Origin of the sequence: Streptomyces mangrovisoli, assembly GCF_000974985.2 — a bacterium.
In the GTDB taxonomy this organism is placed as follows: domain Bacteria; phylum Actinomycetota; class Actinomycetes; order Streptomycetales; family Streptomycetaceae; genus Streptomyces; species Streptomyces mangrovisoli.
The window spans coordinates 47,804-60,221 of the sequence record NZ_LAVA02000083.1; the positions used below are offsets into that span (position 1 = coordinate 47,804).

A 12,418-nucleotide genomic window follows, 5' to 3' on the forward strand; every position below is an offset into this window, starting at 1 on the left:
GGGCGGGGGTTCGTGCGGTGGTGCGGACGCGCGGTGCATCCATGGAAGCTAGCCATGGCCCGCTGAGGCGTCAATGGCCCGTGCGTAGGCTTGAGTCACTTCTGACCCGGGGCGGGTGCGACGGGGGATCCGCCGTCATGACACACCGTCAACACCGACGATCGCCGCCGGAGTGTGCCTATCGTGGCTTGCTGCCGCGTACCACCGACCCCAAGGGATGCAAGGAATGGCGAAGTCCCACCAGGTCCCGGTCGGCTCCGGCCGTCCGTGGTACGTCGTCGCGGCGGTCGTGTTCGCGGTGGGCATGGCCGGCACGACGCTGCCGACCCCGCTCTACGGGCTGTACCGCGAGGAGATCGGCTTCTCCCAGTTCATGATCACGGTGATCTTCGCGGTCTACGCGATCGGCGTCATCACCGCGCTGCTGCTGGCGGGCAACTTCTCCGACGTGCTCGGCCGCCGCCCGGTGATCTTCGCCGCGCTCGTGCTGTCGATGCTCTCCGCGGTCTGCTTCGTCTTCGAGGACGGGCTGCCCCTGCTGTTCGTGGGGCGCCTGCTGTCCGGGTTCGCGGCGGGGCTGCTCAGCGGCGCCGCCACCGCCGCCGTCACCGAACTGGCCGAACCCGCCAAGCGGCAGCGGGCCGCCTTCACCGCCACCGCCGCCAACATGGGCGGCCTGGGCTGCGGGCCGCTGCTGTCCGGAGTCCTCGCCGAATACGCCCCCTACCCCCTGCGACTGCCCTACCTCGTGCACCTCGGGCTGCTGGCCGGGTGCGTGGTCCTGGTCGCGATCCTGCCGGAGTCGGTCGAGCGCCCGGTGCCCCGGCCGCCGCTGCGTCCGCAGGGCATGGTCGTACCGGCGCGCGCCCGCGCGGTGTTCGTGCCCGCCGCGCTGGCCTCCTTCGCCGGCTTCTCGGTGCTGGGCCTCTTCACGGCCGTGGCACCGTCGTTCGCCGCGGAGTACCTGGGCGTGGACAACCTCGCCGCGGTGGGCGTGATGGTGCTCGTCGTGTTCCTGGCCTCCACCGCCGGACAGCTGCTCATGGAGCGGGTCGGACCGGTCCGGGCCCTGCCGCTCGGCTGCGCGGTGCTGGTCGTCGGCCTGGTCCTGATCGGCTGCGCGCTGCTGGCGGAGTCCCTGGAGGTGCTGATCGCGGGCGCGGTCGTGGCCGGCATCGGGCAGGGCCTGTCCTTCCGCGCCTCGGTCGCCGAGGTCGCCCGCGTCGCGCCGGAGCGGCAGCGGGGCGCGACGATCTCCGCGCTCTTCGTCGCCGCCTACGTCGGCATCTCCATCCCCGTCGTCGGCGTCGGCGCCCTCGGCGCGGCCCTCGGCCTGCGCACCGCGGGCATCGTCTTCGTCGGCTGCGTGATCGTCGTGTCGACGGCGGTCGGACTCCACCTGGCCCGCCGTCCGGCTCCCGCGGAAGCCACCTGATGCAGCTCGGTGGTAGCGGCCTGACTCCCCTCGGATGGAAGCGGTCTGACTCCCCCCGGGTGCAAGCGGCCTGATTCCGTCGGCCGCAGGCACCGGATTCCGTCGGCCGCGAACCGCTGATCCCGTCGGCCGGAACGGGCCTGATCCCGTCAGCCGGGGCGTCGGGACCTGGGTGCCCGGCTCCCGGGTGCCCGGCTCCGGCCAACGGGGTGCTCGCTCAGGTGCAGGCCCGTGACGGTGACGCTCGTGCCGCTGCCCTTGTCGTCGACCGAGGCTGATCAGGTCTCGCTCTCCGCCGAGGCGCCGGTCGTCACGCCGAGCACCAGCGCCGCGGCGCCCGCACTCGTGATCATGACGTTTCTCATCGCACGTGAACGCGGGGTCGACCCCTGGCTCAGTTCCGGCGATGCGTACGACCGCGGCATCGCGGTCCGCGGTCGGGGTCGCAAAGATCTTCCGTCCGTCTGTCACATCCTCGTGAGCCGCTCCGTCAGTGCAGTGATCGCAGCGATCGCAGTGATCGCCGAACAGGCCGATACGAAGGAGCGCAGTCATGACGAAGACCTCGATCTCGCGGATGCCGAACCCGGGTGAACTCGTGCCGGAGCTGAGTGACATCAGCGCCGCGCTGTTCAGGGCCACGGGCAACCGCTCGGTGCCGCGCACCACGATCAACCTCGTCCATCTGCGGGCCGGGCAGATCGTCGGCAACACCTACCTGACGATCCTGAACACCGGGTTCCTGCGGAAGTCGGGGGAGTCGGAGGAGCGGATCACCGCCGTCTCGTCGTGGCAGGACGCGCCGTATTTCACGGACGCCGAACGCGCCGCCCTCGCCCTGGTGGAGGCCACCCTCCAGCCCGCGCCGCACGGCAAGGAGCGCGTCCCCGACGAGCTCTACGCCGAGGCGGCCCGGCACTACGACGAGAAGGCGATGGCCACGCTCACCATCGCGATCGGCCAGATCAACTTCTTCATCGCCCTGGCCGTCATCGGCAAGCCGCAGCCGGTCACTTCGCTCACGGACCAGCAGTGGGACTGAGCGGAGCCCGCCGAGCCCGCGGGTCGGCTCAGTACCGGCTCCTGAACAGGGCGCGCTCGGCCGGAGAATCGCCCGTCGTGGCCGCCTGCGCCAACCGGTTCGCGAAGCGGTCGTAGGCGGCGTACTCCTGCGGCGACAGATCGAGGCGACGGCCCGCGCCCGTGCCCGCTCCCTCGTCCGCGCCCGCTCCCTCGTCCGCGCCCTCGCCGAGACGGGCGGGGGCGAGGGCGGCGGCCAGGAGATCGGCGTCCTCGTCGGGGGCCAGGGTCAGGACGGCCAGCGTCCGGTCGAGGGTGCCGACGTAGTCGGCGGGCCCCGGGAGGTGCTGCATCTGCGGCCGTCCGTCCGGGAGTTGGGTGACGGCGTACGACGGCCGGACCTTCGCGGCGCCGCGCACGGCCCGGCGGAGGCGGTCCAGGGTCCGCAGGTCCCGCTCCTCCACGGCGACGGGGTGGAGCGGAACCAGGCGCCTGCCGCTCGGGGCGCGCAGCCTGCTGCCGTGGGCGGGGTCCTGGTCGGTGCCGTACAGGAACCGGCGACTGCGCAAGGGGGCCGGGAACGCGCGGTGGACGGCGCTCCACGCGTCCAGGGCGCCCGGGGCGTCCAGCCCGGTGAGGCCGTCCAGGCCCGGCGGCCAGGCCGGTGCGATGTTCTCGGCCACGCCGTTCCGCCGCGCCGCCCAGGCCGCGTGGTACGGCGCGAGGAGAAGGTCGGCGGTCATGTAGAAGTCGTGCAGCCACTGGGGGTCCTGCGGGACCAGGCGGACCGGCGGGATCGGGGAGACCCGGGGGACCGGGGAGGCCGGGGAGACCGGGGAGGCCTGACGGGCCGGGCGGGGGAGCGCGGTGGGCATCTGAGTTCCTCGGATCTGCTCGACGTCCGCTCGACGGAAAGCCGTCGCCGACCCGGCGGATCCGGGCGACTCTCGCAGCATATCGTCAACTCGACGTTAAATGGCGTCGATTCGACGAAAATCAAGGGTCGAGTCACGCCCCGCGTGGCGGCCGCAGACCGGACAGCGTGACGTCGACCAGGCGCTGGACCGCAGCCTGCGAGGGCAGTCCGCCGGCGGCGGACAGTGCGTGCAGGCAGTAGTCCGCCAGCTCGCCGGGGGAGACGTCGTCGCGGACCGTGCCCGCCGCCGCGGCCGCCGCGAGGACATCGCGCACCAGGTCGCGAAGCCGGTCCTGGGCCCGGACGACGTGCTGGTCCCGGTGGACGAACGCGGCGATCTCGCCGTCCTGCGGACGTTCGTGCGTGATGTGCGCGTACCCGCGCAGCACCGCTTCGAGTTGCTGCTCGGGGGAGCCGGCGTGGTCCCGGGCCCGCGCGAGCCCGCCCAGGTGGGCGATGACGTGGCGCTCGTGCCAGGCGAGCAGGATCGACTGGACGTCCGGGAAGTACTTGTACAGCGTCGCGCGCCCGATCCCGGCTTCCTTCGCGATCTGCGACATCGTCACGGACGCCAGGCCGTGCTCGTGCACGAGGGCGAAGGTGGTCTCCAGGACCGCTTCCTGTACCGCGCGGCGATGCGCGTCGATCGTCTCGTCCCACAGCTTCGGCATGGCTCCAGGATACGTAACGACGTCGTCGCGACACTCTGTCTTGACGTAGACAGTGTGTATCGATAAAGCTGGAGGGGTCGATCCGCCCCGACGCGACAGACGGCCCGGCGCGGCAGCCGCCCCGGCCGGGAAGGAGAGGTTCCCGTGCGCGACGCGACACGCGGCCACGCCGCCGCTCAGGCCGGAGCGGGTGCAGCTGCGGCTGCGGCTGCACGTACGGGTGCGAGTACGGGTGCGGGGTCCGCGGGAGGCCTGAACGCCGTCACGGGCCCGGACGCCGTGGCCGGTCCGGATGGCCTGTATGCCACCCCGCCCCCGTGGGACATCGGCCGTCCCCAACCCGCCCTGCTCGCCCTCGCGCGGAGCGGGGAACTCCGTGGCCGGGTGCTCGACGTGGGCTGCGGCACCGGCGAACACGCCCTCATGGCGGCCGAGTCGGGACTCGTCGCGACCGGAGTCGACCTGGCCGCCGCGGCGTTGGCGGCGGCCGTCCGCAAGGGCCGTGAACGCGGTCTTGCAGTGCGCTTCCTGCCTTACGACGTACGGGAGTTGGGTGCGCTGGGGGAGGAGTTCGACACCGTCCTCGACTCGTTGGTGTTCCACGGGTTCCAAGGCCCTGACCGGGCCCGCTACGTCGCCGGCCTGCGTGCGGTGACGGTGCCGGGCGGGCGGTGCTTCCTGCTCTCCTTCCGCGACGAACCCCCGAACCGCTCCGGGCGCGTGCACCGCGTGACCCCGGACGAGATCCGTTCCGCCTTCGCCGACGGCTGGCGGGTCGACTCGGTCGACCCCGTGACGGTCGACAGCTCCCTGCCCGCCCTCACCGACGGGATCCGAGGCTGGCGCACCAGCCTGACCCGGCTGTGATTCCGTACCCGTCCCCGAGAAGGGAGCGGTCATGCCGACCGCCGAAGCCCACGTCGCGACCGACCGCGCCGGTCGCTACCTCGTTCAACTCTGCCGCCACCTGGGCTGGATGACCCGCCTCAGTCATGGCCCGGCCGACGGCCGCGACGGCCGCGACGGCCGCGACGGCCGCGACGGCCACGGCGGGCCCGGCGAGCCTGGCGGTCACGGCGAGCCCGGCGGTCACGGCGGGCCCGGTGGTCATGGTGAGGGCCGGTCGATGCCCGAGGTCCGGCACGTCGCGTACGACGACACCCATGGCACCGTCCGCTTCGCCGACGGCTGTTGGACCCTGGACGCCACCGAGGGCGCGCTCACGCTGCGGGTCGACGCCGACGACGAGCAGGCCCTCGGGCGCCTTCAGGGCGCGTTCACCGCGCGGATCGAGAAGATCGGGCGGCGCGACGGGCTGCGGGTGGACTGGCGGCGGGCGGGGCACGGACCCCGGGCGCGACGGGCCGAGCGCGAGGGTCGGATCCCAGGTGGGGACGGCACTCCGGCCACGACCCGCCCCCGGACCCGTCACTCACGAGCAACTGTCCTGTCCCTGGCGGCAGTCGGGGTGGCGATGGTCGCACTGCACCTCGGACTGGGCGGCGTCGCGCTGTCCGGGGGCCACTGGGGCGGCCTGGCCGTCGACGCCGTACTCGCCCTCCTGCTGGTGAAGTCGGTGGTCGTGGGCGGCCATCTGCTGCTCAGTCCTGGCAGCCGCATCCGGCGGCGCTCTTGGCCTCACCGACGGTGACCGACGGGTCGGTGGCCTGCTCCGCCGGGGTGCAGCAGGCACTGACCCCGCAGCAGGAGCCGGCCGCGACAACACCGGGCTCCGGCACGTGGACGACCGGCTTGCGGGCGCGGACCACCGCGGAGTGCATCCCCTCGGCGACGGCGTGCGTGGGCGTGATCTCCACGTCGGTGAAACCGGCCGCGGCCAGCCCCGCGCGGTACTCGGCGAAGGAGAGCGCCCCGGCGATGCAGCCGACGTAACTGCCGCGCTCGGCCCGCTGTCCGGCGGAGAGACCGTCGTCGGCGACCACGTCGGAGACGCCCACGCGGCCGCCGGGCCTGAGCACGCGGAAGGTCTCGGCGAACACGGCCGCCTTGTCCGTCGACAGGTTGATCACGCAGTTGGAGATCACGACGTCGATGGTGTCGGCGGGCAGCGGGATCGCCTCGATCGTGCCCTTGAGGAACTCGACGTTGGTCGCGCCCGCCTTGGCCGCGTTCGCCAGGGCGAGCGCGAGCATCTCGTCCGTCATGTCCAGGCCGTACGCCTTGCCGCTCGGCCCGACGCGGCGGGCGGAGAGCAGGACGTCGATGCCGCCGCCCGAGCCGAGGTCGAGGACCCGCTCACCCTCGCGCAGTTCGGCCACGGCGGTCGGGTTGCCGCAGCCCAGCGAGGCGGCGACGGCCTCCGCGGGCAGCGCGTCGCGCTCGGCGGTGGCGTAGAGGGGCGAGCCGAAGTTCGCGTCGACCTCCACCGGCTCGGGTCCGCAACACGCGCCGCGCCCCTCGGTGACCTGCACGGCGGCCGCGGCGTACCGGCGGCGGACGGTCTCACGCAGATCGGTGGACGGCTCGCTCATGTGCTGGTTCATGAGTCACTCCCCACGGACGGGCCCAGGGAACGGGTGGGCCCGGAACGGCTTGTATTGACGTTCGTTGATCCAACCTTGTGCTCTGATTCGAAAAACGTCAACATAGAAGCATGTCGAAGCAAGGGCTCAAGGTGATCGGCCAGACCACGGACGCCGGTTGCTGTCCGAGCCTGTCCGCCGCGCCGCTGGACGAGGACCGGGCCGCCGACCTGGCCAAGCTGTTCAAGGCCCTCGGTGACCCGGTGCGGTTGCGGCTGATGTCGATGATCGCCTCGCGCGGGGACGGCGGCGAGGTCTGCGTGTGCGAGCTGACCCCGGCGTTCGACCTGTCCCAGCCGACGATCTCCCACCACCTCAAGCTGCTGCGCCAGGCCGGACTCATCGACTGCGAACGCCGCGGGACCTGGGTGTACTACTGGGCGCTGCCCCAGGCGCTCGACCGGCTCGCCGCGTTCCTGACCTCGGCGCGGCCCGCCGGAGCCGAGGCGTGACGTCCCCGGCAAGCCCTACCTCGACTGGCAGTCGGCGGACCCGGCCGGTCAGGGCGTCGCGGTCGTACGCCCCATCCGGGAAGCGATCGCGGCACATGTCCGGGCCCTGATCCCGGAGATCACGGGCACCTGAGGGACAGGCCGTCTTTTCGGCCGCCGGTGGCGACCCCCGCCGTCACGGCAGATCCCGCCGTACGAGCGCGTCGGCGGCGGGCGTGCCGGTCCGCCGCGCGTAGCTCATCCGCTCCCGCACCTCGCGCAGCGTGCGGGGCCGGTAGCCCGGGCCGCCGCAGCAGGACTGGTGGAACCCCACGCCCGCGTTGAGCAGCACGCCGAGGGCGCGCCACGCGGCGACATCACGCCGCCGGGGCGCGGCGAACGCCGATCCCGCGTGGATCATCGGCTCCGCACAGCGGGGACAGAGCCGCTGCCGCGCCCTGTCGTGGGGCTGCTTGTAGGAGGCCCGGCAGGGCAGACAGACGTACGAGGTCTTCGTGTGGGCCATGCGCCGAGCGTAGAGATCCGTCGCCCGGACCGGCCAGCGGTTTTCCGTGCGCCAGTCGGCGTGCACCACTCATACGACGGTCAAGACCGTGACGACCGACGCGGCGGGCAAGCTGAAGGCCGGCGTCAAGGCCGCCTCGGACGGCTGGTGTCACGCGGGGCCAGGATCAGCCCTGTGCAGCATCTGGGCCAGCAGCAGGGCGCCGCCGGCCGCGGCCCCTACCGCCCCCGCGGCCAGGAAGGCGCGAGAGGAACGCCAGGACAGCACCGACCAGCGGGACTGCGCGGAAAGCACCGATCCTGTGCTCAGCCACGACCCGGCGGAGATCAGTGACAGGGAGGAGCCGATCGAGCCGACCGACAGGGCGCTGCCGATCGAGCCCACCGACAGGGCCGAACCGACGGAGCCCACGGACAGCACCGATCCGACCGAGCCGATCGACAGCACGGAGTCCTGTGACCACAACGACAGCACGGAACCAGAGGAGACGGGGGAGGCAGAGGAAGTACGACGGACCGACCGTGCGGGCAGTTTTGTCATGAGGCCATCCTGCCCGCTCCGGCACGTGCGTGTTGTCCGGCCGCGTGCTTCCGCGCCGGGTGGAGTGGCCCGCTCACCCCGACTGCGGTCGGGCCAGCCCGTGGTCGTAGGCGAAGATGACCGCCTGGACGCGGTCGCGGGCGCCGATCTTGGCGAGGACGCGGCCCACGTGGGTCTTCACGGTGGACTCGGAGAGTACGAAGTGGGCGGCGATCTCGCCGTTGGTCCAGCCCTTGCCGACGGCGACGAGGATCTCGCGTTCGCGGTCGGTGAGGGAGCCGAGCCGCGGGTCCGCGTCCGCGTCGCCGGGGCGGGGCGGCACCAACTGGGCGAACTCGTGCAGGAGTCGGCGCGTGAGGGCGGGCGCGATGACCGCGTCCCCGGCGGCGACGGCGCGGATGCCCGCGAGGAGTTCCTCGGGCCGGGCGTCCTTGAGGAGGAAGCCGCTGGCCCCGGCGCGCAGGGCCGCGTGCACGTACTCGTCGAGGTCGAAGGTGGTCAGCACCAGGACCCGGGAGCGGTCGCCCGCGGCGGCGATGCGACGGGTGGCCTCGATGCCGTCCATGCCGGGCATCCGGACGTCCATGAGGACGACGTCGGGCCGGAGTTCGGCCGTCCTGCGGACCGCCTCCGCGCCGTGCGACGCCTCGCCGACCACCTCCGTCTCGGGGATGGAGTCGAGCAGCATCCGGAAGCCGAAGCGCTGCAGCGGCTGGTCGTCCACGATGAGCACGGTCGTCATCGGGCACCGCCCGGCGCGACCAGGTCGAGGGTGGCCTCCACCCGCCAGCCGCCTCCGGCGGGGCCCGCGCTGAGGCTGCCGCCGTACAGGGCCGCCCGTTCCCTCATGCCCACCAGTCCGTGTCCCTCCTCGTGCACCGGGCCGAGGCGCCCGGGCCCGGCCCCCGGCGGCCCGGTGTCCTGGACCCGGACGGTCAGCCGGGTGTCCTCGACCGCGATCGCCAGGTCGACCCGCGTGTCGGCCCCCGCGTGCTTGAGCGTGTTCGTCAGCGCTTCCTGCACGATGCGGTAGACCGTCAGTTGTACGGCGCTGTCGAGTGCGTCGACGTCACCGGAGGTGCGGTACACGAGGTCCGGGCCCGCGGCGCGCACCCCCTCGCACAGGGCCCCGATGTCGCCCAGGCCCGGCTGCGGGCTGAGCCGCGGCCCGTCGTCCTGCGGGGTGTCGGACGCCTCGCGCAGCACGCCGAGGACGCGCCGGAGTTCGGAGAGCGCCTGCCGGCCCGTGTCGCCGATGAGGCGCAGCGCCTCCGTGCCGCGTTCGGGGGCCGCCGCGGCGGCGTAGGCACCCCCGTCGGCGAGCGTGATGATCACGCTGAGGTTGTGGCCGACGATGTCGTGCATGTCGCGGGCGACCCGCGCGCGTTCGGCCGCCACCGCGAGCCGGCCGCGCTGGTCGCGTTCGATCTCCAGCCGGGCCGCCCGGTCCCGCAGCCCCGCGAGCTGGGCCCGCCGGATGCGCACCATGAGCGCGAGCGCGAACGCCGCGGTCGCCGTGCCCAGCAGGAAGAACAGCGCGTCCCAGACGGACACCACGCCCGACACCCGCACCGCGACCAGCACCATCGCGCCCGCCATCACCGCGCACGCCCAGGGCAGCTGCCGGATGCGGCCGTGCAGCGCGAGGCCGTACAGGGCGATGAACAGCGCGACGTCCGCGTGCAGCGCGGCACCCAGCGACCACTGCGCGACGAACACCGCCGCCACGACGCCGAAGGCGGCGGCGGGGCGGCGCCTGCGCCACAGCAACGGCAGCACGAGCCCCGCCTGCACCGCGAGGATGCCGGCGAGCGGCAGATGGGTGAAGGCGAGCCGGAACCGGTTCGGGCCGTCGCCGTCCCCGTCGCCGCGACCGCCGCCCCAGTGCAGTACATGCAGGTCCGGCAGGCAGAACGTGACGACGACCAGGACCACCACCGCGGCGTCGAGCACCCACGCGTGCGCCCGGTCGGCCAGCCGCAGCCGCCGGCCGGCCCGGGAGATCCGGGCGACCAGCGGCCCCATGGCGCCGATGTCGTCGAGCGAGTCGAGCGAGTCCACCGGGTGGAGCGAGTCCACCGGGGCGAGCGCGCCCACCGAGTCGACCGAGCCCACCGAGCCCACCGGGTCGAGGGACGCGGGGTTCTCGGTGGAACGGACGCCCCCGATGCCCGCCGCGGCCCTGTCGGGCGCGGCGGGCACGGCGGCTTCGGTCGGCGCCACGGAATCGGCCGGCACCGCGGAATCGGCAGGTTCCGCGGCTGACGCGGTTGCGGCTGCCGCGGCGGCCTGGGGGAGCACGTCTGTCACCAGCCCATCATGAGGGGCGTCAGACGTCGCTGCGTACGAGCCGGTACGCCGCCGCGGCCAGCGCGAGCACCGTCCAGCCGACGAACACCAGCAGACCCGCCCCCGGGGAGAGGGTGGTGGAGTCGTGGGTCAGGGCGAACATCGCCTCACCCGCGTTGCTCGGCAGGTAGGGGCTGATGTTGTCCTGCCAGGAGCTGGGCAGCAGGGAGATCAGGCCGGGGATCAGCATCAGCGCGGCGACCAGGACCGAGATGCCGCCCGCGACCGAGCGCAGCAGCGCGCCGAGCGCGGTGCCGATCACGCCGACCAGGCCGAGGTAGAGACCGGCGCCCAGCAGGCTGCGGACGACTCCCGCGTGCGAGAAGCTCATGGCCGCCGGGGTGCCGGAGACGATGTGGCTGCCGAACAGGAAGGCGACGAAGACGCCGAACGTCGCGACGGCCAGCGCGACCACGCCGTACGCGGTGGCCTTCGACCACAGCACCGGGAGGCGGCGGGGCACCGCGGTCAGGGTGGAGCGGATCATGCCGGTGGAGAACTCGCCCGCGGTGACCAGCACGCCGAGCACGCCGAGGGCCAGCTGGGCGAAGTTGGTGCCGAAGAGGGACAGGCTCAGGCCGGTCGCGTCGGCGAAGTCGCGGTCCATGTGACGGCCGGAGTCGATCCCCGACTTGTAGCGGCTCGCGGCGATCAGCCCGAACGCGACGAGGAACAGCAGGCCGAGGCCGAGCGTGATCCAGGTGGAGCGCAGGGTCCAGAGCTTGACCCACTCGGAGGCGAGCACACGCCGTCCGGTCACCTTGTAGGCCGGGCGGGCCGGTGCGGCGGCGGCGGGAGTCTCGGCGGTCGTGGTGAGGGTGCTCATGCGGGGCTCCCCAGGGTCTCGGCGGCCTCGGTGCCGGCTGCGGTGCCGGTCGTCGGGCCGGTGGTGGTGCTTGACGTGCTGCCGGACCAGGTGCCGGAGGTGCCGGTCGGCGTGCCCGTCGTCGTGCCGTGGTACTCGACGGCCTCCCTGGTCAGGTCCATGAACGCCTGCTCCAGCGACACCTTGCGCGTGGTCAGCTCGAACAGCGGGATGCCGTGCTCGGCAGCCTTGAGGCCGATCTCGCGCGCGCTGACGCCGGTCACCTGGAGTTCCTCGGAACCGATGCGCCCGGTGATCTCGACGCCGGGCCCCGCCAGCACGTCGCGGAGCCTGCCGGGGTCCTCCGTGGCCACCTGCACCGTGTCGCCGCCGGCCTCGCGGACCAGGTTCTCCACGGTCGTGTCGGCGAGCAGCCTGCCGCGTCCGACCACGATCAGGTGGTCCGCCACCAGCGCCACCTCGCTCATGAGGTGTGACGACACGAAGACGGTGCGCCCTTCCGAGGCGAGCGACGTGAGCAGGTTGCGGATCCAGAGCACGCCCTCGGGGTCGAGGCCGTTGACGGGCTCGTCCAGCATGACCGTCTGCGGGTCGCCGAGCAGCGCGGCGGCGATGCCGAGCCGCTGGCCCATGCCGAGGGAGAACGCGCCGGCGCGCTTCTTGGCGACGGCGCCGAGACCGGCGATGTCGATGACCTCGTCGACCCGGCGGCGCGGGATGCCGTGCGTCAGCGCCAGCGCCCGCAGGTGGTGGTAGGCCGAGCGGCCCGGGTGGATCGACTTGGCCTCCAGGAGCGCGCCGACCTCCTGGAGAGGCGCGCGGTGCCGGGCGTAGCGGCTTCCGTTCACGGTGACGGAGCCGCTCGTGGGGGCGTCCAGGCCGACGACCATGCGCATCGTCGTGGACTTGCCGGCGCCGTTGGGGCCGAGGAAGCCGGTCACCGTGCCGGGCTTCACGACGACGTCCAGGCCGTCGACGGCCGTCTTGTCCCCGTACCTCTTCGTCAACTGCCGTGCGTCGATCATGCGCGCTCTTTCTCTCGGGGGCGGCGCCTCTCGCGGTACGTCGCGTTCGGCGCCTCTTCGGCCACGCTAAGTCCCGTTCCGCACCGCACCCGTCGTACCGCGGTCCGAACCGGGGCGGCGGGGTGGTACCGCGGTA

The 12,418-nt window shown here is 73.1% G+C and carries 15 protein-coding genes; 6 read left to right on the top strand and 9 right to left on the bottom strand.

Translation table 11 applies throughout. The features are described 5' to 3' along the window. The first annotated feature begins 226 nt into the window (after positions 1–226). From WN71_RS29320 to WN71_RS29330, 3 genes are all read left to right on the top strand, one after another. On the top strand, positions 227–1,435 hold the full coding sequence (locus WN71_RS29320) for an MFS transporter (protein WP_046589484.1): 1,209 nt from the start codon (positions 227–229) through the stop codon (positions 1,433–1,435). Positions 1,436–1,666: 231 nt separating this feature from the next. After that, positions 1,667–2,029 (top strand): hypothetical protein, encoded by a 363-nt coding sequence (locus WN71_RS29325; RefSeq protein ID WP_046589483.1) that lies wholly within the window; start codon positions 1,667–1,669, stop codon positions 2,027–2,029. Continuing rightward, the gene (locus tag WN71_RS29330) at positions 1,989–2,477 is read left to right on the top strand and encodes a carboxymuconolactone decarboxylase family protein (protein WP_046589481.1); all 489 of its coding nucleotides are present in this window, start codon (positions 1,989–1,991) and stop codon (positions 2,475–2,477) included. The genes WN71_RS29325 and WN71_RS29330 overlap by 41 nt, the downstream gene beginning before the upstream one ends. Positions 2,478–2,505: 28 nt before the next feature. Here the strand turns inward: WN71_RS29330 and WN71_RS42330 are convergent, their stop codons facing one another. Further along, the gene (locus tag WN71_RS42330) at positions 2,506–3,330 is read right to left on the bottom strand and encodes a hypothetical protein (protein WP_046589480.1); all 825 of its coding nucleotides are present in this window, start codon (positions 3,328–3,330) and stop codon (positions 2,506–2,508) included. Between the two features lie 133 nt (positions 3,331–3,463). Then, complete coding sequence (locus tag WN71_RS29340) at positions 3,464–4,042, bottom strand: TetR/AcrR family transcriptional regulator (RefSeq protein ID WP_046589478.1); 579 nt, start codon at positions 4,040–4,042, stop codon at positions 3,464–3,466. 279 nt (positions 4,043–4,321) lie between these two features. On the opposite strand from WN71_RS29340, the gene WN71_RS29345 reads away from it, so the two are divergent. Next, positions 4,322–4,909 carry a class I SAM-dependent methyltransferase gene (locus WN71_RS29345; protein WP_240529808.1) on the top strand — a complete coding sequence of 196 codons (588 nt, stop codon included), beginning with the start codon at positions 4,322–4,324 and terminating at the stop codon, positions 4,907–4,909. Between the two features lie 31 nt (positions 4,910–4,940). Then, positions 4,941–5,693 carry a DUF2218 domain-containing protein gene (locus WN71_RS41580; RefSeq protein WP_046589477.1) on the top strand — a complete coding sequence of 251 codons (753 nt, stop codon included), beginning with the start codon at positions 4,941–4,943 and terminating at the stop codon, positions 5,691–5,693. Here the strand turns inward: WN71_RS41580 and arsM are convergent. Continuing rightward, complete coding sequence (arsM, locus tag WN71_RS29355; protein WP_046589522.1) at positions 5,644–6,534, bottom strand: arsenite methyltransferase; 891 nt, start codon at positions 6,532–6,534, stop codon at positions 5,644–5,646. The genes WN71_RS41580 and arsM overlap by 50 nt on opposite strands. Positions 6,535–6,656: 122 nt before the next feature. Here arsM and WN71_RS29360 point away from each other — a divergent pair, with 122 nt between their 5' ends. Next, positions 6,657–7,037, top strand: a complete 381-nt coding sequence (locus tag WN71_RS29360; protein WP_046589475.1) for an ArsR/SmtB family transcription factor — start codon at positions 6,657–6,659, stop codon at positions 7,035–7,037. Between the two features lie 175 nt (positions 7,038–7,212). Here the strand turns inward: WN71_RS29360 and WN71_RS29365 are convergent, their stop codons facing one another. The 6 genes from WN71_RS29365 to WN71_RS29390 form a co-directional block, all read right to left on the bottom strand. Then, entirely contained in the window at positions 7,213–7,542 is a 330-nt protein-coding gene (locus WN71_RS29365; protein WP_046589520.1) for a deoxyxylulose-5-phosphate synthase, read from the bottom strand. Between the two features lie 150 nt (positions 7,543–7,692). Further along, positions 7,693–8,082: a hypothetical protein gene (locus WN71_RS29370; protein ID WP_046589474.1), complete on the bottom strand. Its 390-nt coding sequence runs from the start codon at positions 8,080–8,082 to the stop codon at positions 7,693–7,695. Between the two features lie 73 nt (positions 8,083–8,155). Next, positions 8,156–8,824 carry a response regulator gene (locus WN71_RS29375; RefSeq protein WP_046589472.1) on the bottom strand — a complete coding sequence of 223 codons (669 nt, stop codon included), beginning with the start codon at positions 8,822–8,824 and terminating at the stop codon, positions 8,156–8,158. Then, positions 8,821–10,107: a sensor histidine kinase gene (locus WN71_RS29380; RefSeq protein ID WP_046589518.1), complete on the bottom strand. Its 1,287-nt coding sequence runs from the start codon at positions 10,105–10,107 to the stop codon at positions 8,821–8,823. Before WN71_RS29380 ends, WN71_RS29375 begins: the two co-directional genes overlap by 4 nt. A 304-nt stretch (positions 10,108–10,411) precedes the next feature. Then, positions 10,412–11,257 carry an ABC transporter permease gene (locus WN71_RS29385; protein WP_046589471.1) on the bottom strand — a complete coding sequence of 282 codons (846 nt, stop codon included), beginning with the start codon at positions 11,255–11,257 and terminating at the stop codon, positions 10,412–10,414. After that, positions 11,254–12,282 carry an ATP-binding cassette domain-containing protein gene (locus WN71_RS29390; RefSeq protein WP_046589469.1) on the bottom strand — a complete coding sequence of 343 codons (1,029 nt, stop codon included), beginning with the start codon at positions 12,280–12,282 and terminating at the stop codon, positions 11,254–11,256. Before WN71_RS29390 ends, WN71_RS29385 begins: the two co-directional genes overlap by 4 nt. Positions 12,283–12,418 lie beyond the last annotated feature (136 nt).